The following is a 22,757-nucleotide window of genomic DNA, read 5'->3' as shown; positions in this document are numbered from 1 at the left end:
TATCCATGACCCTCGCTCACGTGGTTTCCGATCCCGCCGCCGACCTCCGCGCCCGCTGGGCCCGGGCGCGGCATGACCAGCCCGGCCTGCGGGCTCGCGACGCCGCCCGCCAGCTCGGCGTGTCGGAAGCGGCCCTGATCGCCAGCCGCGTGGGCGAGGACGCTGTCCGTCTGGACGGCGACCTCGCCGACCTGGTCCGCGGCCTGCCGGCCGTGGGCGAGGTCATGGTGCTGACCCGCAACGAGTCCTGCGTTCACGAGAAGGTCGGCCGCTTCGACCACGTCGAGATCTTTCCCGGCGCCGGCATGGTGCTGAACCACGACATCGACCTGCGCCTGTTCATGCAGCACTGGCGGCACGCCTTCGCCGTCAAGGACACCCTCGCCGACGGCGCCGTGCGGCGCAGCCTGCAGGTCTTCGACGGCGAGGGCGAGGCGGTGCACAAGGTGTTCGCCCGCGAGACCACAGACCTCGCCGCCTGGGACGCGCTCGTCGCCGCCTTCACCGCGGCGGACCAGACCGACGGCTTCACCCCGACCGCCTATCCTGACGCCCCCGTGGACCGGCCCGACGCCGAGATCGACGTCGCCGGCCTGCGCGCCAACTGGGAGGCGCTGCAGGACACCCACGACTTCTTCGGCCTGCTCAAGGACTTCCACGTCGGCCGGCAGCAGGCCTTCCGCCTCGTCGGCGAGCCCTTCGCGCAGACGGTTTCGAACACCGCCATGCGCGTCCTGCTGGAGCGGGCCGCCGAACGCGCCCTGCCGATCATGGTGTTCGTCGGCAACCGCGGCTGCATCCAGATCCACACCGGCCCGGTCGAGACCATCAAGGTCATGGGCCCGTGGCTGAACGTGCTCGACAAGGGCTTCAACCTGCATCTGCGCGAGGACGCCATCGCCGCCAGCTGGGTCGTGCGCAAGCCGACCCGCGACGGCTGGGTCACCTCGCTGGAGCTGTTCGACGCCGAGGGGCGGAACTTCGCCATGGTGTTCGGCGAGCGCAAGCCGAAGCAGGCCGAGCTGGAAACCTGGCGCGCCCTGTGCGCCGAGCTGGAGACGCTCGCGTGATCGGCCGGCGGGGCCTTCTACTGTCGGCCGGGGCGGGCCTGCTCGCCGCCGCCTGCAGCCCCCGGCCCGAGGCGGCGTCCGGGGAGCGGATCATCGCCGTCAGCGGCGACGTCACGGAAATCGTCTACGCCCTCGGTCTCGGGCCGCAGCTGATCGCGGTGGATGACACCAGCAGCTACCCGGCGGCGGCGGAGGCCCTGCCCCACGTCGGCTACTTCCGCCAGCTGGCCGCCGAAGGCATCCTGTCCCTCGGCCCGACCACGCTGGTCGCCGGCGGCGACGCCGGCCCGGCCGCGGCCCTGACCCAGATCGAACAGGCGGGCGTGCGCGTCGTCACCGTGCCGCCGGCGCGCGGCGTCGCCGACGTCGCCGCCAACCTGCGCCAGGTCGGCGAGGCCTTCGGCCGCCAGACCGAGGCCGAGGCCGCCGTGGCCACGCTGGAGCGCGACTGGGCGGCGGCGCAAGCCGAGGTCACGGCCCTGCCGGGCCGGCCGCGCGTCCTGTTCCTGCTCACCGCCGGGGCCGGCAGCCCGATGGCCGGCGGGCGCGACACCGCCGCCGACGCCATCATCGGCCTCGCCGGCGGGGCCAATACCGGGGCGGACCATGAGGGCTACAAGCCGATCTCGACCGAGGCCCTCGTCGCCGGCGCGCCCGAGGTCATTCTCATGATGTCCCACGCCCTCGACGCCGCCGGGGGGGCGGCGCGGGTGGCGGCCCTTCCGGCGATCGCCCTGACTCCGGCGGGCCGGGAGGGCCGCATCATCGGCGTCGACCCGCTGCTGCATCTCGGCTTCGGCCCGCGCCTCCCGCAGGCCGCCCGCGAGCTGGCGCAGCTGATCCGGACGCCGGCGTGACCAGCGCCGCCCTCGAGACCGGCGTCCTCGTCACCCGCCATCGCCGGCGCGTGCGCCGGGTGCTGGCGGGGCTGGGCCTCGCCGTGCTCGTGGTGCTGGTCCTGGCCCTCGGCCAGGGGGCGGTCGCCATCCCGCCGCTGGAGATCGGCGCCCTGCTGCTGAAGCGGCTGGGCCTGCCGGTGGCGGCCGACCCCCTGGCCCAGGCCGTGTTCGAACAGGTGCGCGCCCCGCGCGTCATGCTGGCCTTCGCCGCCGGGGCCGCCCTCGCGGTCAGCGGCGCGGCGGCGCAGGGCGTGTTCCGCAACCCGCTGGCCGATCCGGGCCTGATCGGCGTCTCCTCCGGCGCGGCCCTCGCCGCCGTGGCCGTGATCGTGCTGGGGCCGCAGCTGTTCGGCGAGCTGTCGCCGGCGATCCGCGCCGCCGCCCTGCCCGTCGCCGCCTTCCTCGGCGGCCTCGCCGCCACCGCCATCGTCTATCTGGCCGCCCGCAGCGAGGGCCGGCTGGTGCTCTCGACCATGCTGCTGACCGGGGTCGCCACGGGCGCCCTCGCCGGGGCCGGCATCGGCTGGCTGACCTTCCTGTCCGACGAGCAGCAGCTGCGCATGCTGGCCTTCTGGACCCTCGGCAGCGCCGGCTCGGCCACCTGGCTGACGGCCCTGCCGACCCTCGCCCTGACCGGTCTCAGCGTGGCCGCCCTCGTCCGCCTCGGCCCGGCGCTCAACGCCATGGCCCTTGGCGAGACCGAGGCGCGGGCGCTGGGCGTCGACCCGACCCGGGTGACGCGGACCACCGCCGCCTTCGCCGCCCTCGCCGTGGCCGCCGCCACCGCCGCCTGCGGCATCATCGGCTTCGTCGGCCTCGTCGCCCCGCATCTGGTGCGGCTGGTGCTGGGCCCCGACCACCGCGTGCTGCTGCCCGCCTCGGCCCTGCTGGGGGGCGGGCTGCTGGTCGCCGCCGACACCCTCGCCCGGGTCGTGGTCGCCCCGACCGAGCTGCCGCTCGGCGTCGTCACCGCCCTGATCGGCGGGCCGTTCTTCTTCTGGCTGCTGCTGCGCGACAAGCGCCGGAGCCTGGCATGAGGCGCCTGACGTGAGCACCGCCGTTCTTGAGGCTCGCGATCTGGTGGTCATCCGCGGTCGGCGGCCGTTGCTGGATCATGTCAGCCTGACCGCCCGACCGGGCGAGGTGCTGGCCATCGTCGGCCCCAACGGCGCCGGCAAGTCGACCCTGCTGCACGCCCTCGCCGGCCTGATCGCGCCGGACAGCGGTCAGGTGCGGCTGGACGGGGCGCCGCTGTCGGCCCTGTCGCCTCAGGCCCTGGCCCGACGCCGCGCCCTGATGCTGCAGAGCGTGCACATCGCCTTTCCCTTCCGCGTGCACGAGATCGTGGCCCTGGGCCGCGCCCCTCACGGCGGGGCTGAGGGGACGCGCGACGGCTGGATCATCGACCAGGCCCTCGCCCGCTTCGACATCGGCCATCTGGCCGAGCGCGACGTCACCACCCTGTCGGGGGGCGAGCGCCAGCGCGCCCATCTGGCCCGCGCCCTGGCCCAGGTGTGGGATGCGCCCGCCGACGGAGCCTCGCGCTTCCTGCTGCTGGACGAGCCGACCGCCTCGCTGGACCCGGCGCACCAGCTGACGGCGCTGGAGGCCGCGCGCCGCTTCGCCGGCGAGGGCGGCGGCGTCATCGCCGTGCTGCACGACCTGCGGCTGGCCCGGGCCTATGCCGACCGGGTGGCGCTGCTGCGCGCCGGGCGGATCGTCGGCGAGATCGCGGGGGACGAGCTGGACGCCGGTCGCGCGGCGCAGCTGTTCGACATTCCCGCGGCCCGCGCGGCCCTGTTCGCCGGGGCCTGAGCCGGCCCGGCCGTGACTCAGGCGGCGGCGGGAACCGGGGCGCGCAGCCAGGCGAAGCGCTGCTGCGCCAGATGGAAGCCGCCGAACAGGGCGAGCGCGAAGGTCAGGTCGCCGGCCAGCGAGTTCTGCAGGAATGGCAGGGCCGCGACATAGCAGGCGACCAGCCCCTCGAGGCTGCGCGGATACATGCCGCTGAAGGCCCAGACCGCCAGATTGGTCAGGACGAAGAAGCTGAAGGTGCCGGCGAGGGTCGCGCCCAGCACGCGCCCGGCGGAGCGGTTCTCGCGCAGCAGGAAGCCGAGGCCGACGGCGATCGCCATGGCCCCATAGACCACCCACATGCCGCTGTGCAGGCCGAGGACCAGGTCGCTGAGGAACAGGGCCGCCAGCGGCGCCGCGAAGGCCATCCAGCGCCGCGTCAGATAGGCCCCGCCGAACAGGCCGATGGCCGCGATCGGGGTGAAGTTCGGCGGATGCGGGATCAGCCGGGTCAGGGCCGCGACCACGATGATGGCCAGCAGCACGCCGAGGCGCAGGTCGATCAGGCGGGGCGGGGGCGCTTGCATGGCCCCCTTCTACAGCCCCGGCGCCGGGACGCAATCACCGCCGCCAAGGGGCCGGGTCAGGGGGTCGGGTCACGCGGCCGGGCGGAACAGCAGGGCGCCGACGCGGCCCTCCTCGTCGAGGCCGATGATCCACTGGGTCGGCGCCGCCGCAAAGGTGACGAGAAACAGCTCGGCCCCGTTCTCGACGCCGGCGTGCTGGATCGACTGCAGGGCGCCGAGGCCGGCGATGATCTGCACCACCTGCGCCTCTTGCGGCCGCACCGCCTCGGCGAGCCCCGGCGTCATGCCGTCATAGGCCGGGGTCCCGGCCTGCAGGGCGGCGATCTGGGCGCGCAGCGCGGTCTCGGCGCGGGCGATGCGGGCCTGTTCGGCCTCGAGCACCGCCGGCGGCGTCTCGTCGCTGAAAGCGTCGGGCAGGCGCGCCGCGGCGGCCGGCTCCTGCGGCGCAGCCTGGGCGAGGGCGGCGGCCGGCAGGGCCAGAAGGCCGAGGACGAGGGCGCAGCGGGCGGTCAGACGGGTCACGGGGCAGTCTCCGGCGGAAGGTCAGACAGGGACCATCGCGCCCCAAAGCGACAGAACAAGGGCGGCGGCGCTGGCCAGGGTGACGACGGCGATCCACGCCTGCAGCCAGACCGGCAGGCGCAGCTCGGCCACCACCGGCTCGGACACCGGCGGCGACTGGATCAGGCGCGACAGGGCCCGCAGCGTCTCCACCGTCTCCTCCAGCGCGTCCCGCACCTGCGCCTGGGGCCCAAGCTCGCGGCGGATCCAGCGCTCGACCACCGGCTTGGCCGCGGCCCACAGGTCGTGGTCGGGATTGAGCCGCCGGGCCACCCCCTCGACCGAGACCATGGTCTTCTGCAGCAGGATCAGCTCGGGCCGCAGGTGCATGTCGAACAGGTCGGTGATCTCGAACAGCTGGCCCAGCAGCCGGCCCATCGACACCTGGCTGGCCTGTTTGCCGATGACCGGCTCGCCGACCGCACGCAGGGCCTGGGCGAAGGCGTCGACCGAATGGTGCGGCGGCACATAGCCGGCCTCGAAATGCACCCGGGCGATGCGGTCATAGTCGCGGGTCAGGAAGCCCCACAGGATCTCGGCCAAGTACCGCCGCTCGCCCTTGCCCAGCCGGCCGACGATGCCGAAGTCGATGGCCGTCAGCTCGGCCGGGGCGCGGCAGAACAGGTTGCCCTCGTGCAGGTCGGCGTGGAACGCGCCGTGGTCCAGCGCCTGGGTCAGGAAGGCGCGCACGACATTGTCGGCCAGGGCGTTCCTGTCCAGCCCGGGCTGCTCCGCCGCGGCCGGGTCGGTCATCGGCAGGCCGTCGGCCCAGGTCAGGGTCAGCACCCGCTTGCCGACCCCGTCCCAGATCACCGTCGGGGCGCGCATGTGCCCCCCGTCGTCCATGATCTGGCCCAGCTCCGAGGCGGCCGCCGCCTCCAGCCGCATGTCCAGCTCCAGCTCCAGCGAGCGGGCCAGGGTCTCGACGAAGGCCTCCGGCTCCAGCCGCCGCGCCGGCGGGACCAGCCGCTGGGCCAGCCCGGCCGCCAGCCTGAGGGCGTCGAGGCCGTGGGCCACGCGCCGCTCGACGCCCGGGCGCAGCACCTTGACCGCCACCTTGCGCCCGTCGGGCAGGTGCGCCGGGTGGGCCTGGGCGATCGAAGCGGCCCCGACCGCGTCGCCGAAGTCGGTGAACAGGGCCTCGACCGGCCGCCCGACCGAACGCTCGACCTCGGCCCGGGCCAGGGCCGTGGGGAAGGGCGGCAGCTTGTCCTTGAGCCGGCCGAGGTCGCGGGCGAACTGCAGGCCGAAGATGTCCGCGCGGGTGGCCAGCACCTGGCCCAGCTTCACCGCCACCGGCCCCAGATGCTCGAAGGCCCGGCCGACGCGCTCGCCGGGACGGCCCTCGCGGCCGGCGCGGCTGGCCGCCAGCCGCAGGATGCGGGCCACGACCCGGGCCCAGCCCGGCAGCCACGGCTCCAGCTCGCGCGGCACCAGGGCGTCATGGCGCAGCAGCACCCAGCCCCAGCCGATCAGGCGCAGGCTGGCCCCGACCGGGTCGCGCACCGGCTGCGGGCGCGGCGACTCCGGCGGGCCGACGCGGAAGCGGGGCGGGATCAGATCGCCCACCCGTGGTGCAGGGCCGCGACGCCGCCGGTCAGGTTGGTCACCGTCACGCTGCGGAAGCCGGCCCGCTCGATCATGCCCCGGAAGGTCTGCTGGTCCGGGAAGCGCCGGATCGACTCGACCAGATACTGGTAGCTGTCGCGATCGCCGGCGACCCAGTCGCCGATGCGCGGGATGGCGTGGAACGACCAGGCGTCATAGGCGGCGCGCAGGGGCGCCGCGACCGGCCGCGAGAACTCCAGGCACAGGAACCGACCGCCCGGCTTCAGCACCCGGCGCGCCTCGACCAGCGCCGCCTGCACGTCGCGCACATTGCGGATGCCGAAGCTGATCGAATAGGCGTCGACGCTGGCGTCCGGCAGGGGCAGGGCCATGGCGTCGCCGACGGTCCAGACCATCTCCGGCTCGCCGCCCTTCTCGACCCCGGCGGCGATCATCTCGGCGTTGTAGTCCAGCACGATGACCCGGGCGTCGGCGCCGCCCAGCCGCTCCTGCGCCCGGCGCGCCATGCGAGCGTAGCGCCGCGCCATGTCGCCGGTGCCGCCGGCCACGTCGAGGATGGTCTCGCCCGGCCGCGGGTTCAGCCGGGCCGCCGCCGCGTCCTTCCACAGCCGGTGCACGCCCGCGCTCATCAGGTCGTTCATCAGGTCGTAGCGCGAGGCCACGCTGTCGAACACGCCGCGCACCAGACGGACCTTCTCGGTCGCGTCGACGTCGCGGAAACCGAAGGGCGACGTGGCGCCCGATGCGGAGGAGGAGGCGGCCTCGGTCATGGGGCCGGTCTAGCGGCTCGCGGGGCCCGCGTCACCCGGCGATCCGCCGCAAGCGCCGCGGGCCGGAAGCACGCCTCAGGCGGCAAAGCCGAGCTCGCCCTCGACCCGCCGCAGCATGGCGTAGCAGCCGCAGGCCAGGCCCTCGAGTCCCTTGCGGTCAGCCACGGCGACCCAGCCCCGGCCGCGCCGGATCAGGCCACGTCGCTCGATCAGGGCGGCCGCCTCGCTGACGCCGGAGCGGCGCACCCCGAGCATGGTCGCCAGATCGTGCTGGGCCAGCTCCAGCCGGTCGGCCTCGACCCGGTCCTGAAGCTCGAGAATCCGCCGCGCCAGCCGCGCCTCCAGACTGTGCTGGGCGTTGCAGGCGGCGGTCTGCTGCACCTGGGCGAACAGGCCCTCGGTGAACCGGGCCAGGGCCTCGCGCAGGCGCACGCTCCGCTCCAGCGCCTCGCCGAAGGCCGCAGCCGGAATGCAGGCGGCCGCCCCGTCGGCGCGGGCCACCGCCCGGCTGGCGGCGCGCCCGTTCATCGGGCCGCAGGTCACTCCGACCAGCCCCTCGCGGCCGATCAGGGCGCTATCGACGGTGCGGCCGTCGTCCAGCACCACGGCCAGTCCGACCACCCCCTCCAGCGGCAGCCAGACGGCGTCGGCGCTCTCGCCGGCCTCGCACAGCACCTCGCCCCGCGCGAAGGGGCGCAGCTCGGCGGCGCGCGACAGCCGGGCGCGGTCGCCGGACGGCAGTTGCCGGAGCCACAGATTGTCCATCTCACCCTCCTCAGGTCGTCGCGGCCGCACGGCCACGCTCGCAACGCCGGCGACACGGCCAAGGTTCCGCCGAGCCCCGGCGACACGCCTGAACGCGAGGCTCTCGCCATCCGGCCGGTTCAGATGTTCGATCATGGTCCCCGGCCAGATCGCCTCCCGGCCCCGAAGCGACCCTTTCTCTCCTCCCCCATACGCTCCGCTATGGGGGAGGAGACACAGCCCCTCTCCCCATGCCCCGCCGCGTCGTCCGGGCGCTTGCCCGCGCCCGGCCCGCGCGATAGGCCCGTTGCAATCAACAACGGAGGAAGTGGCCATGGCCGCCGTTCTGCCGCCAGCCGATGTGCTGGCCGCCCTGCCCCGCTGGCGCGCCGCCGACGATCCGCGGCCGGCCATCGTGCGCGAGCTGCGCTTCGCCGACTTCAACGCCGCCTTCGGCTTCATGACCCGGGTCGCCCTGATGGCCGACAAGCTGGACCATCATCCGGAGTGGTCCAACGTCTACAACCGCGTCACCGTCGTGCTGACCACCCACGATGCGGGCGGCCTGACCGACAAGGATCTGACCCTGGCGCGCTTCATCGATGACGCGGCCGACACGACGGGAGCGACGGCATGAGCGGACGGGTTGCGGGCAAGACGGCGCTGATCACCGGCGCCGCCGGCGGGCTGGGCCAGGCCATGGCGCGCATGCTGGCGCGCGAGGGGGCGAAGGTGGCGGTCACCGACCTCGACCTCGCCGGCGCCGAGGCCCTGGCCGCGGCGATCAACGCCGACCATCCCGGCCAGGCCTTCGCCTTCCGCCACGACGTCACCGACGAGGCCGACTGGGAGCGCGTCGTGGCCGCGGCGGTCGCCGCCATGGGCGGCCTGTCGGTGCTGGTCAACAACGCCGGCATCGGCGGCGAGATGGTCTTCGCCGAGCAGGACACGCTGGAGAACTGGCGCAAGGTCCAGGCGGTCAACCTCGAGTCGGTCATGCTGGGCTGCAAGCACGCCATGCCGCACCTGCGCGCCTCGGGGGCCGGCTCGATCATCAACATCTCGTCGATCGCCGGCCTGTCGGCGGCCCCGGGCATGGGCGCCTACAACGCCACCAAGGCGGCCGTCTGGCTCTACACCAAGACGGTGGCGCTGGAGGGGGCCAAGGCCGGCGGCGCCGTGCGCGCCAATTCGGTGCACCCGGTGTTCATCAAGACGCCGATCCTCGACCCGTTCGTGGCCAGGGCGGGCGGCGACGAGGCCCTGGCCCACGAAAAGCTGGCCCGCGGCATCCCGCTGAAGCGCATCGGCGAGCCGGACGACGTGGCCTATCTGGTGATCTATCTGGCCTCGGACGAGTCGAAGTTCGTCACCGGCTCCGAGTTCAAGATCGACGGCGGCATGACGGCCCAATAGGGCCGTCAAAACCGGACAAGGACGGCGCAGTAGCGCCGTCGAAAATCAGGAAGGGCGGCCCAATAGGGCCGTCACTCCCCCAGGCAGCGCAGGGCGACCTCGAGGTTCTTGAGGCCGTCCTCGCCGGTCACCGCCGGGGTCTCGCCGGTGCGGATGGCGTGGACGAAGGCCTCCAGCTCCTTGCGCAGGGGCTCGGCCGGCCAGCTGTTCAGCGCCCGGGTCTGGTAGCTGCCGTCGGCCTGCTGGCCGAAGTATTCCGTCACCTGGCGGGTGATCAGGTCGGCCACCACGAACTTGCCCTCGGTCGCCACCTGCAGGGTGCGGGTCTTGTAGGGCGTCACCCAGTTGGTGGTGATGTGGGCGATCACCCCGCTCTCGGTGCGGAACTGCAGCAGCGCCGTGTCCTCGCGCTCGGCGCGGGTGCGGGCCAGCTGCGGCTGCACCTCGACGATCTCCGAGCCGGTCAGGTGGCGGATGATGTCGATATCGTGCACCGCCAGATCGATCACCACCCCGACCTCGCCCATGCGCGGCGGGAAGGGGCCGACGCGGGTGATCTGGATGGAGATCACCTTCTCCTCGGCGATGGCGCGGCGCACCGTCTCGATCGCCGGGTTGAAGCGCTCGACCTGGCCGACCATCAGCACCCGGTCGTTGGCCTTCGCGGCGTCGATGATGCGGCGGGCGTCCTCCACCGTCGCGGCGATCGGCTTCTCCACCAGCACATGCGCGCCCCGCTCCAGCAGGGCCACGGCCAGGTCGCCGTGGGTGCGGTTCGGCGTGGCCACGATCGCCGCGTCCAGCCCGGCCTCGACGAAGGCCTCGACGCTGGAGACGCCCGTGGCGCCATACAGCCCCGCCACCCCCTCGGCGACCACCGGGTCGGCGTCGAGGATGTGGGTCAGCTCCACGTCGCGCATCTCGGCCAGCACGCGGGCGTGGTTGCGCCCCATCACGCCGACGCCGGCGACGCCGATCTTCAGGCCCGGCTGCGCCACGGTCATGCCCCGGCTCCCGCGAAGCTGGCCACCGCCGCGACAATGCGGTCCTGGGTGGCCTCGTCCAGATCGGCGTGCATCGGCAGGCTCAGCACCTCGTCCTTGACCCGTTCGGTGACCGGCAGGCCGCCGGCCCCCTGCGGGAAGCGGGCATAGGCCGGCTGCAGGTGCATGGGCACCGGATAGTAGACCGCCGTGGGCACGCCCTGGTCGCGCAGATGCGCCGCCAGCCGGTCCCGTTCGGGGTGGGTGATGGTGTACTGGGCCCAGGTCGAGACGCCGCCGGCGATCACGCCCGGCACGGCCGTCACATGCGGCGCCAGCAGGTCATTGTAGCGGGCGGCGATGCGGTTGCGCCAGGCGATCTCGTCGCCGAACACCTTCAGCTTCTCGATCAGCACCGCGGCCTGGATCGTGTCGAGCCGGCTGTTCATGCCGATGCGCATGGCCAGGTACTTGGGATCGTGGGCGAAGCTGGCCCCGTCCTTCAGGTCCTTGGCCACGACCTTCCCGTGCACCCGCAGGGAGTCCATCTCCTGGGCCAGGTCGGCGTCGTCGGTCAGCACCGCCCCGCCGTCGCCGTAGCAGCCCAGCGGCTTGGCCGGGAAGAAGCTGGTGGTGGTCACATCGGCCCAGCGGATCGGATGCTCGCCGTTCAGGGTGCAGCCGAAGCCCTGGGCCGAGTCGGCGATCAGCTTCAGCCCGTGGCGGTCGCAGATGGCGCGGATCGCCGGATAGTCGGCCGGCTGGCCGAACAGGTCGACGGCGATGACCACCCTGGGGGTCAGCCGGCCCTCGGCCTTGACGCCCTCGATGGCCGCCTCGAGCCGCGCCGGATCCATGTTGAAGGTGACCGGGTCGATGTCGACGAACACCGGCGCCGCCCCCAGCCAGGGCACGATCTCGGCGGTGGCGGTGAAGGTGAAGCTGGGCACGAACACCGCGTCGCCGGGCCGGAGGCCCCAGGCGATCAGCGGCAGGATCAGGGCGTCGGTGCCGTTGGCGCAGCCCAGGGCGTGCTTCGCCCGGCCGAAGGCGGCGAGGCTCGCCTCGAACTCGCGCACCTGCGGGCCCATCACCCAGGCGCCGCCCTCGACGGCGGCCATCACCGCAGCCTCGATCGCCCCGCCGAGGCGGCGACGCTGGGCCTGCAGGTCGATGAAGGGCAGCATGGGAACGGCCGGAGAGGCGGCAGCGGTCATGGAGGGTGGTCCGCACGGCGGGGCGCAGGGGCCCCCGAGGATGAGCCGCGCGTCTAGCAAATCGCGGCGACCGGCGCCAAACCGGGCCCTTCACTTCGCCGTCACTTCGCGTTGCGAGTTGCAACGATCCGCGCCGCCCCATATGCCCGGAGCCTCGGGGGTGTAGCGCGTGACTGAGTCGACCGAAGGCCGGTTTCCGGCGGTGTTTCTGGACCGGGACGGAGTCCTGATCGAGGACTGCGGCTATCCGCACCTCGACGAGCATCTGGTGTTCGTGCCCGGCGCGGCCGAGGCGGTGGCGCGGCTGAACAAGGCCGGCTTCCTCGCCATCGTCGTCACCAACCAGTCCGGCGTGGCCCGCGGGATGTTCAGCGAACAGCGCATGCACGACTTCAACGCCCTGATGGTGCGCACCCTCGCCGCCCGCGGGGCGCGCATCGCCGCCGTCTATGCCTGCCCGTTCCACGACGAGGCCCGCAACCCGGCTTATCACCACCCGGATCACCCCGACCGGAAGCCCAATCCCGGCATGATCCTGCGCGCCGCCGCCGAGCACGACATCGCCCTGTCGCGCTCCTTCCTGATCGGCGACCGCGCCAGCGACCTCGAGGCCGCCCGCCGCGCCGGCATCCCCGGCTTCCTGTTCGAGGGCCAGAACCTCGACGTCTTCACCCGCGAACTGCTGGGGGGGTGACGGCGGGGGCCCGGCCCCTCCGTCCGGTCGCTTCGCGCCCGGCCACCTCCCCATTGCATGGGGAGGAGAGGCGCTTTTCCTCCCCACGGAGTGGGGAGGGGGACCGCGAAGCGGTGGAGGGGCCCGGTCGCCAGGGCGACCGGCGGGCGGTGGAGGGGCGACCGCTTGCGCCGCCCTTGACCTCGCATTCCTCCCCCACAGGGGGAGGTGGATCGCCGGCGGAGCCGGCGAGACGGAGGGAGGAGAGACGGCGCGGTTGCGGACAGCCCCCCTCCACCACGCTGCGCGTGGTCCCCCTCCCCCTGCGGGGGAGGACTACGCCCTACGCGTCGTGGACCGCCTCGCCGTGCTGGGTCAGGTCGAGGCCCTGGCGTTCCTCTTCCTCGCTCACGCGCAGGCCCGTCGTCAGCTTGCAGATCCACAGGATGCCCCAGGTGGCGACGCCCGACCAGGCGATGACGGCGACGAGGCCGAGGGCCTGGTTCCAGACCGTCGCGCCCTCGCCCACGCCATTGACCGCCGCGTCGGCGAAGACGCCGGTCAGCAGGGCGCCGACCAGACCGCCGACGCCGTGGATGCCGAACACGTCGAGGGTGTCGTCATAGCGCAGCCAGCGCTTCACCCAGACCACCGCGAACCAGCACACCAGACCGCCGGCGACGCCGATGAAGAAGGCCCCCTGGCTGTTGACGAAGCCCGCCGCCGGGGTGATCGCCACCAGGCCGGAGACCGCGCCCGAGACCATGCCCAGCAGGGTCGGCTTGCGCCGCTCGATCCATTCGGCGGCGGCCCAGGCGGCGCCCGCCCCGGCGGTGGCGACGATGGTGCCCAGCAGGGCCTGGGCGGCGATGGCGTCCGGGGCCCAGGCCGAGCCGGCGTTGAAGCCGATCCAGCCGACCCACAGCAGCGAGGCGCCGATCATCGTCAGGGTCAGGTTGTGCGGGGCCATGTTGTCCCGGCCGAGGCCGACGCGCCGCCCCAGGAACAGGGCCGCCACCAGACCGGCCACGCCGGAGTTGACGTGCACCACCGCCCCGCCGGCGAAGTCCAGCACCCCCATGCCGCCGAGGAAGCCGCCCGACCACACCCAGTGGCAGACCGGGGCATAGACGATCAGGTGCCACAGGCCGATGAACAGCAGGAAGCCCGAGAACTTGATGCGTTCGGCGAAGGCCCCGGCGATCAGGGCCGGGGTGATGATGGCGAAGGTCAGCTGGTAGGCGACCCACAGGGTCTCCGGCAGGCCCGGCGCCCCGGCCCAGGCGGTGTTGGCCCCCACGCCGTTGAGGAACAGGGAATCGAACGAGCCGATGAAGCGGTTCAGGCCCGGGTCGGCATTGGTCCCGAACGCCAGCGAATAGCCGGCCACGAACCACAGGATGGTCACCAGCAGCGCCGCCGCCAGCGCCTGGGCGAGGGTGGCCAGCACATTCTTCTTGCGCACCATGCCGCCGTAGAACAGCGCCAGCCCCGGCACGGTCATCAGCAGCACCAGGGCGGTCGAGGTCAGGATCCAGGCCGAGGCGGCCGGGTCCAGCTCCAGCGCCGCCTGATGGGCCAGCAGCGCCGGCGCGGCTGCGGGCGCCGCAGCATGAGCGACCCCCGTCATCATGGCCGCCAGCACCCCCAACGGCACGGCGCGTGCCAGACTACGGCCCGCCTGTGTCGATCCCCGCATGTCCAATCCCCCTGGGCCGCTCCCGGCGGCATGATGTTGCGGGTGCGAACTGTGACGCGTTTGCGAAGGCTTTGGCAAGGGCTTGCGTATCCGGCGCGGCCACGCTGGAATTCCCCGCCTGCTGAATTACTGTGGCTTTTCGCCCGCCACCCGCCATGGGGGCCCGCCCCCGGAGACGCCCATGACCTTCGCCGATCGTAGCTGGACCTCGCCGGACGGCCTGAGCCTGTACGCCCGCGACTACGCCCCCGGGCCCGGCCCGGCGCGGCTGCCGGTCATCGCCATCCACGGCCTGACCCGCAACAGCGCCGACTTCGAGGCCATCGCCCCCCTGATCGCCCAGAGCGGCCGGCGCGTGCTGGCCGTCGATGTGCGCGGCCGCGGCCGCTCGGACCGGGCCCCCGACCCCATGACCTACCAGCCGCCGGTCTACGCCCGCGACGTGCTGGCCCTGATGCAGCAGACCGGCATCGAGCGCGCCGTCTTCCTCGGCACCTCCATGGGCGGGCTGATCACCATGGCCCTGACCGCCGTGCGCTCGCGCGCCGTGGCCGCGGCCATCCTCAACGACATCGGCCCGGAGGTGGCGCGCGAGGGCCTCGCGCGCATCGCCGCCTATTCCGGCAAGCCGGTCGACACGCCGGACTGGGCCGCCGCCGCCGCCTACATGCGCGAGATCAACGGCGTCGCCTTCCCCCACTACGATCAGGCGCAGTGGGACGCCTTCGCCCGCCGCACCTTCCGCGAGGGGCCGGACGGAGCGCCGGTGCTGGACTATGACCCGGACATCGCCGTGCCGATCCGCGCCGCCGGGAAAAAGGCGCTGGTCCCGAAGCTGTGGCCGTTCTTCCGGCGGCTGGCCCGCGGGCGGCCGACCCTGCTGGTGCGCGGCGCCACCTCGGACCTGCTGAGCGCCGACATCGCCGCGCGCATGCGCCGGGCTGCGCCGAAGATGGGCTATGTCGAGGTCCCCGGCGTCGGCCACGCCCCCATGCTGGACGAGCCCGAGCCCCGCGCCGCCATCTTCGCCTTCCTCGCCGACCTGCCCTGACGGCTTCAGGCCGTGCGGATCGCCCCGTCGCGCACCTCGACCGGCCAGGGCGTCAGCCGCCCGCCGGCGCAGGGTCCGGCGACGCAGGCCCCGCTGATCGGCTCGAACGCCGCCCCGTGCCAGCCGCACAGGATCAGCGCCCCGTCGGCGGTCAGATAGCGGTCCAGCTCCATGGCCAGCGGCAGGCCGGCGTGCGGACAGCGATCGACCCAGCCGGCCACCGCCCCGTCCTTGCGCACCACGAAGCCGTGGAACCACTTGTCGCCGATCTGCAGCACGAAGCCGCGCGCGCCGGGGTCAGCCAGATCGGTCTCGGCGCACAGCCGCACCCCGGCCGGGGTGCTCCACACCCGCGGCCGGTCGGCGGGGATCGCCTCGCTCATGCCCGCTCGCTCTTGAGCGGCCGGTTGAGCAGGGCCTCGATGCCGGCGTCGACCGTGGTCTCGCCCGCCAGCACCGCGGCCACCATCTGGCAGATCGGCATGTCGACCCCCAGCCGCGCCGCCAGGTCGCGCACCGCCGGGGCGCTCTCGTAGCCCTCGGCCACCGAGCGCTTGCCGGCCAGGGCCTCGGCCACCGTCTGCCCCTGCCCCAGCGCCAGGCCCAGGCTCATGTTGCGCGACTGCGGGCTGGAGCAGGTCAGCACCAGATCGCCGAGGCCGCACAGGCCGGCGATGGTCTCGGCCCGGCCGCCCAGCGCCACCCCCAGCCGGGTCATCTCGGCGAAGCCGCGGGTGATCAGGGCGGCATGGGCGCTGCGCCCCAGCTTCCGGCCCTCGACGATGCCGCAGGCGATGGCCAGCACATTCTTGACCGCCCCGCCGGCCTCGGCCCCGATCAGGTCGTCGACCAGATAGGGCCGGAAGCCGGGGGCCGAGAGGGTCTCCATCAGGGTCTGGCCCAGGGCCTCGTCGGCGCAGGCCAGGGTCACGGCCCCGGGCAGGCCGCGCGCCACCTCGCCGGCGAAGCTGGGCCCCGACAGCACCGCCGCCGGCGCCGCCGGCAGGGTCTCGGCCAGCACCTCGGTCATCAGCTTCAGCGAGCCGCGCTCGATGCCCTTGGAGCACAGCACCACCGGCGCACCCGGGCGGGCGTGAGGGGCGAAGGCGGTCAGGCTGGCGCGCAGGTGCTGCGCCGGCGGCACCGCCAGGATCAGGTCGCACCCGGCCAGATCGGCCAGGTCCCCGGTCGGCCGGATGCGCGCGCTCAGCGGCACGTCGGGCAGGAAGGCGTCATTGACCCGCCGCGCCGTGATCGACTCCACCACCTCCGGCTCGCGCGCCTGCAGCACCACGTCCAGCCCGGCGGCGGCGCACACCTGGGCCAGGGCCGTGCCCCAGGCCCCGGCGCCGATCACCCCGGCGCTCCGCCACGTGCCTTGAATGTCGCTCATCGTCCCTCCCCGGCGAGGCTCATGCCTTGGCCCCCTTGCGCCCCGCGCCCGAGCTGGGCCGGGCCAGCGCCGCGGCCTCGTCCAGTGGCCAGCGCGGGCGGGCGACGGCGTCGATGTCCGAGCGCTCGCCGCGCGCCAGCCGCTCGGCCCCGGCCAGGGCGATCATGGCGGCGTTGTCGGTGCAATAGGCCAGCGGCGGCGCGACGAAGCGGAAGCCGTGGCGCGCCGCGGCCTCTTCCAGCCGCGCCCGCACCGTGCGGTTGGCGGCCACCCCGCCGGCGACCACGAACAGCCGGCTGTCGTGCGGCCAGGCCTGCATGGCGCGTTCCGAGCGCTCGGCCAGCTGGCGGGCGATGGCGGTCTGCACCGCCTCGGCCAGATCGGCCCGGTCCTGATCGGTCTCGCAGGCCTGGGCCTGACGGAAGGCGGCGGTCTTCAGCCCCGAGAAGGAGAAGTCGCAGTCCTTCTCGCCCACCCGCGCCCGCGGCAGGGCGAAGCGCGCCCCGTCCCCGCTTGCCGCCAGCCGCTCCAGCGCCGGCCCGCCCGGGTAGCCGAGGCCCAGCGCCTTGGCGATCTTGTCGAAGGCCTCGCCGGCCGCGTCGTCGATGGTCGCCCCCAGCCGCGCCACCTCGCCCACGCCGCGCACCTCCAGCAGCTGGCAGTGGCCGCCGGACACCAGCAGCAGCAGGAACGGATAGGGCGCCTCGGCCCCCAGCCGCGCCGACACCGCATGGCCCTCAAGATGGTTGACCGCGATCAGCGGCAGGCCGCGCGCCAGCGCCGCCGCCTTGCCGAAGCTCAGCCCCACCATGACCCCGCCGACCAGGCCCGGTCCGGCGGTGGCCGCCACCCCGGTCAGCCCGTCCCAGTCGACCCCGGCCTCGGCCAGCGCCCGCTGCACCGTCGGGGCGATGGTCTCCACATGGCTGCGGGCCGCGATCTCGGGCACCACCCCGCCATAGGGGGCGTGGTCGTCGGTCTGGCTGTGCACCACCGAGGACAGCACCGTGGCCGCTCCGGCCGCGTCGAGCCGCACCACCGCCGCGGCGGTCTCGTCGCAGCTCGTCTCGATCCCCAGGACGACGAGGTCGCCCGTGGTTGCCGCGGGCCCGGCCGTGCGATAGTCCGCGTGCGAACTCATGGGGCGTCAGGTAGCCCCCGTCGCGGTCCGGCGCAATCGCGGCGGCCCCCGCCCGACCCCCTCCCGCTCCAGCCCGGTTCCCGCCGCCCATGCCGCTTCTCCGCCTTGGAACCCGCCGCTCCCGTCTGGCCCTGGCCCAGTCCGGCATGATGCAGCGCGCCATCGGCCGCGCCCTCGGCGTGCCCGAGGCCGACATCGTCCACGAGATCCCGCTGGTCGAGATCGTCACCACCGGCGACCGCATCCAGGACCGCCGCCTGCTCGAGGTCGGGGGCAAGGCCCTGTTCACCAAGGAGATCGAGGCGGCCCTGCTGGCCGGCGAGGTCGATCTGGCGGTGCATTCGATGAAGGACGTGCCGGCCGAGATGCCGCCCGGCTTGGCCATCGCCGCCATCCCGCAGCGCGAGGACCCGCGCGACGCCTTCCTCAGCCGCGGCGCCGCCGGCTTCGACGCCCTGCCGCAGGGCGCCCGGCTGGGCACCGCCAGCCTGCGCCGTCAGGCCCAGGCCCTGGCCCTGCGCCCGGACCTGACGGTCGAGATGCTGCGCGGCAATGTCGACACCCGGCTGGGCCGGCTCGACGCCGGCGACTTCGACGCCATCCTGCTGGCCGTGTCCGGCCTCAACCGGCTGGGCTTCAGCGCGCGGATCAGCGAACGCCTCGACACCGACGCCTTCCTGCCCGCCCCCGGCCAGGGCGCCCTGGCCCTGCAGACCCGCGCGGGCGACGTCGGCGCCGACTGGGCCCAAGCCCTGAACCACCCCGACACCGCCGTCGCCGTGGCCGCCGAGCGCGGCGCCATGCGGGCGCTGGAGGGCTCCTGCCGCACCGCCGTCGGGGCCCACGCCGTCCTGACCGACAGCCGCCTGACCCTGACCGCCGAGATCCTCGCCCCCGACGGCTCGGCCCGCTGGCGCCGGCAGGGGACCATGGACCTCGTCCCGGGCGCCGACCCTGACGCATTCGGCGCGGCGCTGGGCGAGCAGGTGCGCGCCGCCGCCGGCGACCAGGCGATCGCGGTCTGACATGGCCGGGCCCGGCCGGATCTGGCTGACGCGCAGCCGGCCCGGGGCCGAGGCCGACGCCGCCGCCCTTCAGGCCCTCGGCCATGACCCCCTGATCGATCCGGTGCTGGAGATCGTCCCGGTCCCGGCCGCGCTCGATCTGGAGCCCGTGGCCGCCCTCGCCGTGACCAGCGCCGCCGCCGTGCGCGCCCTCGCCGCCCTGACCCCGCGCCGCGACCGGCCGCTGTTCGCCGTCGGCGCCGCCACCGCCGCCGCCGCCCGCGCCGCCGGCTTCGAAGAGGTCGACGCCGGCGACGAAACCGACAAGGACGCCGGCGGGGGCGACGCCCGGGCCCTCGCCGCCCGCCTCGTCCGCGCCGCCCCCGGCGACCGCGCCCCCTGGCCGGTGCTGTGGCCGCGCGGGCGCGAGGTCGCCGCCGACCTGGCCGCCCTCGCCTTCGCCCTCGCCCCCGGCCGGGTCGAGGTCCGCCCTGTGATCGTCTACGCCGCCCAGCCGCGCACGCCGGACGCCGCCCTCGCCGCCGTCGCCGCAGGAGACATCGCCGCCGTCCTGCTGCACTCGCCGCGCGGGGCCCGCGCCGCCGCCGAGGCGCTTCAGGCCGCCGGCCTCGCCCCGCCCCCGGCCGTGGCCCTGTCCCCCGCCGTCGCCGCCGTCTGGCCCGGCGAGGTTCTCGCCGTCGCCGCCCGCCCGGACGCGGCGGCGCTGCGGACCGCGCTGGGAGACGCCCTGCGCGGCGCGCTTGGCAAGCCCGCCCCGCCGGTGTAGGGAACCGGCCTTCCCACCGGGCCGCTTTAGCTCAGCCGGTAGAGCACCTCATTCGTAATGAGGGGGTCGCGTGTTCGAGTCACGCAAGCGGCACCATTTTTCCAGGAAAATTCAGATGTTCGCCGGGGCCGCCTGAAAGGCTCGCCGTCGTCGCCGGGCGCGTGGAAGGACAGCTTCGACAGCCTCTGACGTGGAACCCGGTCAGAACTCTTCCCACTGCGGGGCTGCCGAGCGACCACCGCCCTGGGCGTAGGCGGCCACGCGAGCCTGTGCGCGATGGACAGGATTCGCGGCGCGGCTTTCTGATGGGCTGGCGGCGTCCGGCATCCCGCGCGGCATACTGGCGGCGGCTTCCCGCAGCGCGAACTGCGCCACCAGGCTCGATACGTTGGCCGCCTCCATTCTCAGGTTCGCGGCGGCGGCGGTCGCCTGCTCCACCATGGCTGCGTTCTGCTGAGTGACCTGATCCATCTGATTCACGGCGGCATTGACCTCGGACATGCCGCTGGCCTGTTCCTTGGTCGACGCCGCGATCTCCCCCACCAGCGTATCGATGTGGGCGATGGCGGCGACGATTGCGCCCAGGGCCTCGCCGGTCTCGCTGACCAGATGCGAACCTCTCTTCACCTGATCACCCGACGTGGTGATGAGCGTCTTGATCTCCTTGGCCGCCTCTGCCGAGCGTTGGGCCAACGCGCGCACCTCGGAGGCCACCACGGCGAAGCCGCGACCCGCCTCGCCCGCCCGAGCCGCCTCGACCCCGGCATTGAGCGCCAGCAGGTTGGTCTGGAAGGCGATCTCGTCGATCACCCCGATGATGTCGCCGATCTTCGCCGACGACGCCTGGATTTCCGACATCGCAGCCACGGCGTTGCGCATGACCTGCCCGGAGACCTCGGCCTTCTTTCTGGCCTCGGAAGCCGCATTGGCCGCTTGGGAAGCCCCTTCAGCCGAGCGTTGCACCGTGGCGGTGATCTCATCGAGGGCGGCCGCGCTCTGCTCAAGGCTCGCGGCCTGCTGCTCGGTACGCCGACCGAGGTCCTCGGCGGCTCTGGCGATCTCCGCCGACGCCCCCTCAACCTGGCCTGCAGACGACCGGATCGCGGCAAGGGTCGTTTCAAGCGTGGTCAGGGCGGCGTTGAAGTCGTTCCGGACCTGCTCGAATGAGGGGTCGATTTCGCCATCGATGCGGACCGTCAACTCCTTGGAGGCGAGCTTCGACAGGCCGTCCGCGATTTGCCGCGCCGCCCGCATGCGGCCGGTTTCGGTCGCGAACTTGACGACCTTTACGACCTTGCCCGCCGAGTCGAAGATCGGATTGTAGGACGCCTGGATCTCGACCAGCTTCCCACCCTTGCCCCGCCGCTGGAACTCGGCGGCAAAGAACTCTCCGGCCGCCAGTCTCTGCCAGAAAGCCCCATATTCGGCCGACCTGACGAACTCGGGCTCGACAAACATGCTGTGGTGCTGGCCGACGATCTCGTCCAGCCGATAGCCCATGACGCTGAGGAAGTTATGATTCGCCCCGAGGATGCGGCCGTCGGGCGTGAACTCGATGACAGCCTGGACCCGATCAATGGCCGCCATGCGCGCCGCGGTTTCGAGTTCGCGTTCCTTTTCAGCTGTCCGGACGGTCGCGACCTTGACGACCTTCTTCACCCGTGCGTGCGTTCCGAGGACGGGATTGTAGGACGCCTCGATCCACACGACTGAACCGTCCTTTGCGAGCCGTTTGTACTCCCGCCGATCGAACTCCCCGCGGCCGAGCCTGGCCCAGAAATCGGCGTAGTCTGGGCCGGAAGCCTCCTGAGGATCGACGAACATGCGATGGCGCCGTCCGACGATCTCCTCGATCCGGTAGCCCATGGCCTCGCAGAAGTTGGCGTTGGCCCGCAGGATTTTGCCGCTCGGGTCGAACTCGATGACGGCGAGGGAACGCTCCAGCGCCTCCAGAGTGGCAGCGCAGTCCCTGCTCGGCTTTCCAAACATATTCGCCTTCTCCGAAACAGCGTTACGCGTAGGCGAGAGCCGGTTAATCAGCCGTTGCCAGACTTCGTGAAGACCGTGCTTTGACACGTTGAGCCACGAGTTTGCCGCCAGCCGCCCAGCAAAAGGCAAGATGTCGCGCCACGAAAGGTCAGACATTTAGTCGTTTCTAATTCTGGCTGCGCCAGAAAATCGCCCCCTTCCCGCTCCGCGTGCTTCGGTTGCCATGATTCCGCCCATCATCAGGGCGACTTATACTTCTTATCGAAGCGCCTTATGGACGCGCCTGGCTGAGTCTTCGTCAGCCCCTCATGCGTCGCTGTCACACCCCCAAGAGCAGCGTCACCGCCCCCTTGACGTAATGACGGCTTTTGGACATCTGCGCGCCGCCCGTCGGGGGATGCGGCAGGGGTGGAGGGATATGGCGTCTGGAAGTGCGTTGAAGAGCGCGGCGAAGATCGCGGCAATGGTGCGCAGGGCGCTCGTCGTTGATCCGAATGCCGCCTCTGCCCGGCTGATTGTCGACCTCCTGCGTGGCCTGGGCGGCAAGGAGATCGTGGTCGAGCCCGACGAGAAGCGGGCGCTGGAAGTCTGCTTCGACCTTGAACCCGGCCTCATTTTTGTGGAGCACGCCGGACCGCGGTTGAGCGGAGAATCATTCACGCGTCGGCTGCGGCGGTCCAATCTGGAGTGTCGGCGCGCTCCGATCATAATGGCGACCGGAGAGGCGACGGCGAGCGCCATCACGGGCGCGCGAGATGCGGGTGTCCACGAGTTTGTCCGCAAGCCCTTCAGCTCGGGAGATGTGCTGAAGCGCATCGAGATGGTCGCAACCCGAAATCGGGACTGGATCGAGGCGGTGGGTTACATCGGCCCGGATCGGCGCCGCTTCAACGCGGATGCCTACTCAGGCCCGCTTAAGCGCCGATCCGACGTCTCGGCCCGAACCACACCAGCCATGGTGCGGGATCAGGCGATGCGCATTCTGGCGTCATCCCTGAAGCAGTTCGACAGCGATCCGCATCAGGCCCTGCGGTCCATCCGGGCGCAGACTGACGTCCTGAAACACCATGCCGTCAAGACCGCGGACGCCCGGCTTGCCGTGGCGATCGCTGCTGTCGAAACCGCGACGGGCGCACCCAACCCGACACGGGAGGCCCTGTCGGGCCCAATCGCCCAGGTGCTGGAACTCGCACCGCCGGGAACATTTTCCGACTGACGGGACCGCCAACACACCAAAGCGCGGATCGTAGCCGGGCCTTTGGGCAGGCTGCAGCGGTTCAACATCCCGGAACGGGCCGATGGTGAGGCGACCTGGCCCCTGCTTACCCCGCGCCCGGGGGGAGAGCCCCGCTCCATCGAAGAAGAGCGCGAACGGGGGCGCGCCCAGCTCGGCGCAGATCAGCGCCCCCC

At 73.0% G+C, this 22,757-nt stretch carries 23 protein-coding genes and 1 tRNA gene; 12 read left to right on the top strand and 12 right to left on the bottom strand.

The annotated features are described in order from the left end of the window. The first annotated feature begins 5 nt into the window (after nucleotides 1–5). From VGN74_RS09375 to VGN74_RS09360, 4 genes are read left to right on the top strand one after another with little or no spacing between them, the layout of a single operon-like run. Nucleotides 6–1,070, top strand: coding sequence for a hemin-degrading factor (locus tag VGN74_RS09375; RefSeq protein ID WP_327447438.1), 1,065 nt, complete (start codon nucleotides 6–8; stop codon nucleotides 1,068–1,070). Further along, on the top strand, nucleotides 1,067–1,927 hold the full coding sequence (locus tag VGN74_RS09370) for a heme/hemin ABC transporter substrate-binding protein (protein WP_327447436.1): 861 nt from the start codon (nucleotides 1,067–1,069) through the stop codon (nucleotides 1,925–1,927). The genes VGN74_RS09375 and VGN74_RS09370 overlap by 4 nt, the downstream gene beginning before the upstream one ends. Continuing rightward, entirely contained in the window at nucleotides 1,924–3,006 is a 1,083-nt protein-coding gene (locus VGN74_RS09365; protein WP_327447433.1) for an iron ABC transporter permease, read from the top strand. Before VGN74_RS09370 ends, VGN74_RS09365 begins: the two co-directional genes overlap by 4 nt. A gap of 10 nt (nucleotides 3,007–3,016) precedes the next feature. Continuing rightward, entirely contained in the window at nucleotides 3,017–3,784 is a 768-nt protein-coding gene (locus VGN74_RS09360; RefSeq protein WP_327447431.1) for a heme ABC transporter ATP-binding protein, read from the top strand. 17 nt (nucleotides 3,785–3,801) lie between these two features. On the opposite strand, the gene VGN74_RS09355 is transcribed toward VGN74_RS09360, so the two are convergent. The 5 genes from VGN74_RS09355 to VGN74_RS09335 form a co-directional block, all read right to left on the bottom strand. Next, nucleotides 3,802–4,350, bottom strand: coding sequence for a DUF6580 family putative transport protein (locus VGN74_RS09355; protein ID WP_327447429.1), 549 nt, complete (start codon nucleotides 4,348–4,350; stop codon nucleotides 3,802–3,804). 69 nt (nucleotides 4,351–4,419) lie between these two features. Next, on the bottom strand, nucleotides 4,420–4,872 hold the full coding sequence (locus VGN74_RS09350; protein WP_327447427.1) for a hypothetical protein: 453 nt from the start codon (nucleotides 4,870–4,872) through the stop codon (nucleotides 4,420–4,422). A gap of 21 nt (nucleotides 4,873–4,893) precedes the next feature. Further along, nucleotides 4,894–6,480, bottom strand: coding sequence for a 2-polyprenylphenol 6-hydroxylase (gene ubiB, locus VGN74_RS09345; RefSeq protein ID WP_414643536.1), 1,587 nt, complete (start codon nucleotides 6,478–6,480; stop codon nucleotides 4,894–4,896). Then, complete coding sequence (locus VGN74_RS09340; protein ID WP_327447425.1) at nucleotides 6,468–7,250, bottom strand: class I SAM-dependent methyltransferase; 783 nt, start codon at nucleotides 7,248–7,250, stop codon at nucleotides 6,468–6,470. Before VGN74_RS09340 ends, ubiB begins: the two co-directional genes overlap by 13 nt. Before the next feature lie 75 nt (nucleotides 7,251–7,325). Further along, nucleotides 7,326–8,015, bottom strand: coding sequence for a Crp/Fnr family transcriptional regulator (locus VGN74_RS09335; RefSeq protein ID WP_327447423.1), 690 nt, complete (start codon nucleotides 8,013–8,015; stop codon nucleotides 7,326–7,328). A 313-nt stretch (nucleotides 8,016–8,328) separates the two neighbouring features. On the opposite strand from VGN74_RS09335, the gene VGN74_RS09330 reads away from it, so the two are divergent. Together VGN74_RS09330 and VGN74_RS09325 are read left to right on the top strand one after the other, a co-directional pair. Continuing rightward, the gene (locus tag VGN74_RS09330; protein WP_327447421.1) at nucleotides 8,329–8,631 is read left to right on the top strand and encodes a 4a-hydroxytetrahydrobiopterin dehydratase; all 303 of its coding nucleotides are present in this window, start codon (nucleotides 8,329–8,331) and stop codon (nucleotides 8,629–8,631) included. Then, complete coding sequence (locus VGN74_RS09325) at nucleotides 8,628–9,410, top strand: SDR family oxidoreductase (RefSeq protein ID WP_327447419.1); 783 nt, start codon at nucleotides 8,628–8,630, stop codon at nucleotides 9,408–9,410. Before VGN74_RS09330 ends, VGN74_RS09325 begins: the two co-directional genes overlap by 4 nt. A 71-nt stretch (nucleotides 9,411–9,481) precedes the next feature. Here VGN74_RS09325 and VGN74_RS09320 read toward each other — a convergent pair whose 3' ends face one another. Together VGN74_RS09320 and VGN74_RS09315 are read right to left on the bottom strand one after the other, a co-directional pair. Next, a complete protein-coding gene (locus VGN74_RS09320; RefSeq protein ID WP_327447416.1) occupies nucleotides 9,482–10,414 on the bottom strand; it encodes a Gfo/Idh/MocA family oxidoreductase in 933 nt (310 codons plus the stop codon). Further along, nucleotides 10,411–11,610 (bottom strand): DegT/DnrJ/EryC1/StrS family aminotransferase, encoded by a 1,200-nt coding sequence (locus VGN74_RS09315; protein ID WP_327447414.1) that lies wholly within the window; start codon nucleotides 11,608–11,610, stop codon nucleotides 10,411–10,413. The genes VGN74_RS09320 and VGN74_RS09315 overlap by 4 nt, the downstream gene beginning before the upstream one ends. 169 nt (nucleotides 11,611–11,779) lie before the next feature. Between VGN74_RS09315 and VGN74_RS09310 the strand changes: the two genes are divergently transcribed. After that, nucleotides 11,780–12,304: an HAD family hydrolase gene (locus tag VGN74_RS09310; protein ID WP_327447412.1), complete on the top strand. Its 525-nt coding sequence runs from the start codon at nucleotides 11,780–11,782 to the stop codon at nucleotides 12,302–12,304. 322 nt (nucleotides 12,305–12,626) lie between these two features. Here VGN74_RS09310 and VGN74_RS09305 read toward each other — a convergent pair whose 3' ends face one another. Then, on the bottom strand, nucleotides 12,627–13,913 hold the full coding sequence (locus tag VGN74_RS09305) for an ammonium transporter (protein ID WP_327447722.1): 1,287 nt from the start codon (nucleotides 13,911–13,913) through the stop codon (nucleotides 12,627–12,629). A 250-nt stretch (nucleotides 13,914–14,163) separates the two neighbouring features. On the opposite strand from VGN74_RS09305, the gene VGN74_RS09300 reads away from it, so the two are divergent. Further along, entirely contained in the window at nucleotides 14,164–15,033 is an 870-nt protein-coding gene (locus VGN74_RS09300) for an alpha/beta fold hydrolase (RefSeq protein WP_327447410.1), read from the top strand. Nucleotides 15,034–15,038: 5 nt separating this feature from the next. On the opposite strand, the gene VGN74_RS09295 is transcribed toward VGN74_RS09300, so the two are convergent. The 3 genes from VGN74_RS09295 to tsaD are packed head-to-tail and all read right to left on the bottom strand — an operon-like array spanning nucleotide 15,039 to nucleotide 17,567. Next, complete coding sequence (locus tag VGN74_RS09295) at nucleotides 15,039–15,416, bottom strand: Rieske (2Fe-2S) protein (RefSeq protein WP_327447408.1); 378 nt, start codon at nucleotides 15,414–15,416, stop codon at nucleotides 15,039–15,041. Beyond that, complete coding sequence (locus tag VGN74_RS09290; protein WP_327447406.1) at nucleotides 15,413–16,426, bottom strand: NAD(P)H-dependent glycerol-3-phosphate dehydrogenase; 1,014 nt, start codon at nucleotides 16,424–16,426, stop codon at nucleotides 15,413–15,415. Before VGN74_RS09290 ends, VGN74_RS09295 begins: the two co-directional genes overlap by 4 nt. Before the next feature lie 19 nt (nucleotides 16,427–16,445). After that, the gene (gene tsaD, locus VGN74_RS09285; protein ID WP_327447404.1) at nucleotides 16,446–17,567 is read right to left on the bottom strand and encodes a tRNA (adenosine(37)-N6)-threonylcarbamoyltransferase complex transferase subunit TsaD; all 1,122 of its coding nucleotides are present in this window, start codon (nucleotides 17,565–17,567) and stop codon (nucleotides 16,446–16,448) included. A gap of 89 nt (nucleotides 17,568–17,656) precedes the next feature. Here tsaD and hemC point away from each other — a divergent pair, with 89 nt between their 5' ends. From hemC to VGN74_RS09270, 3 genes are all read left to right on the top strand, one after another. Next, nucleotides 17,657–18,592: a hydroxymethylbilane synthase gene (hemC, locus tag VGN74_RS09280; protein ID WP_327447402.1), complete on the top strand. Its 936-nt coding sequence runs from the start codon at nucleotides 17,657–17,659 to the stop codon at nucleotides 18,590–18,592. 1 nt (nucleotide 18,593) lies between these two features. Next, nucleotides 18,594–19,358, top strand: a complete 765-nt coding sequence (locus VGN74_RS09275; protein ID WP_327447400.1) for a uroporphyrinogen-III synthase — start codon at nucleotides 18,594–18,596, stop codon at nucleotides 19,356–19,358. Nucleotides 19,359–19,378: 20 nt separating this feature from the next. Further along, nucleotides 19,379–19,454, top strand: a tRNA-Thr gene (locus VGN74_RS09270). 105 nt (nucleotides 19,455–19,559) lie between these two features. On the opposite strand, the gene VGN74_RS09265 is transcribed toward VGN74_RS09270, so the two are convergent. Beyond that, complete coding sequence (locus tag VGN74_RS09265; protein WP_327447398.1) at nucleotides 19,560–21,503, bottom strand: methyl-accepting chemotaxis protein; 1,944 nt, start codon at nucleotides 21,501–21,503, stop codon at nucleotides 19,560–19,562. A gap of 280 nt (nucleotides 21,504–21,783) precedes the next feature. Here VGN74_RS09265 and VGN74_RS09260 point away from each other — a divergent pair, with 280 nt between their 5' ends. Continuing rightward, nucleotides 21,784–22,563 carry a response regulator gene (locus VGN74_RS09260; RefSeq protein ID WP_327447396.1) on the top strand — a complete coding sequence of 260 codons (780 nt, stop codon included), beginning with the start codon at nucleotides 21,784–21,786 and terminating at the stop codon, nucleotides 22,561–22,563. The last annotated feature ends 194 nt before the right edge of the window (nucleotides 22,564–22,757 follow it).

It is taken from the genome of Brevundimonas sp. (assembly GCF_035998205.1).
Taxonomy (GTDB): Bacteria; Pseudomonadota; Alphaproteobacteria; order Caulobacterales; family Caulobacteraceae; genus Brevundimonas.
This window is presented reverse-complemented; position numbering and strand designations above follow the sequence as displayed.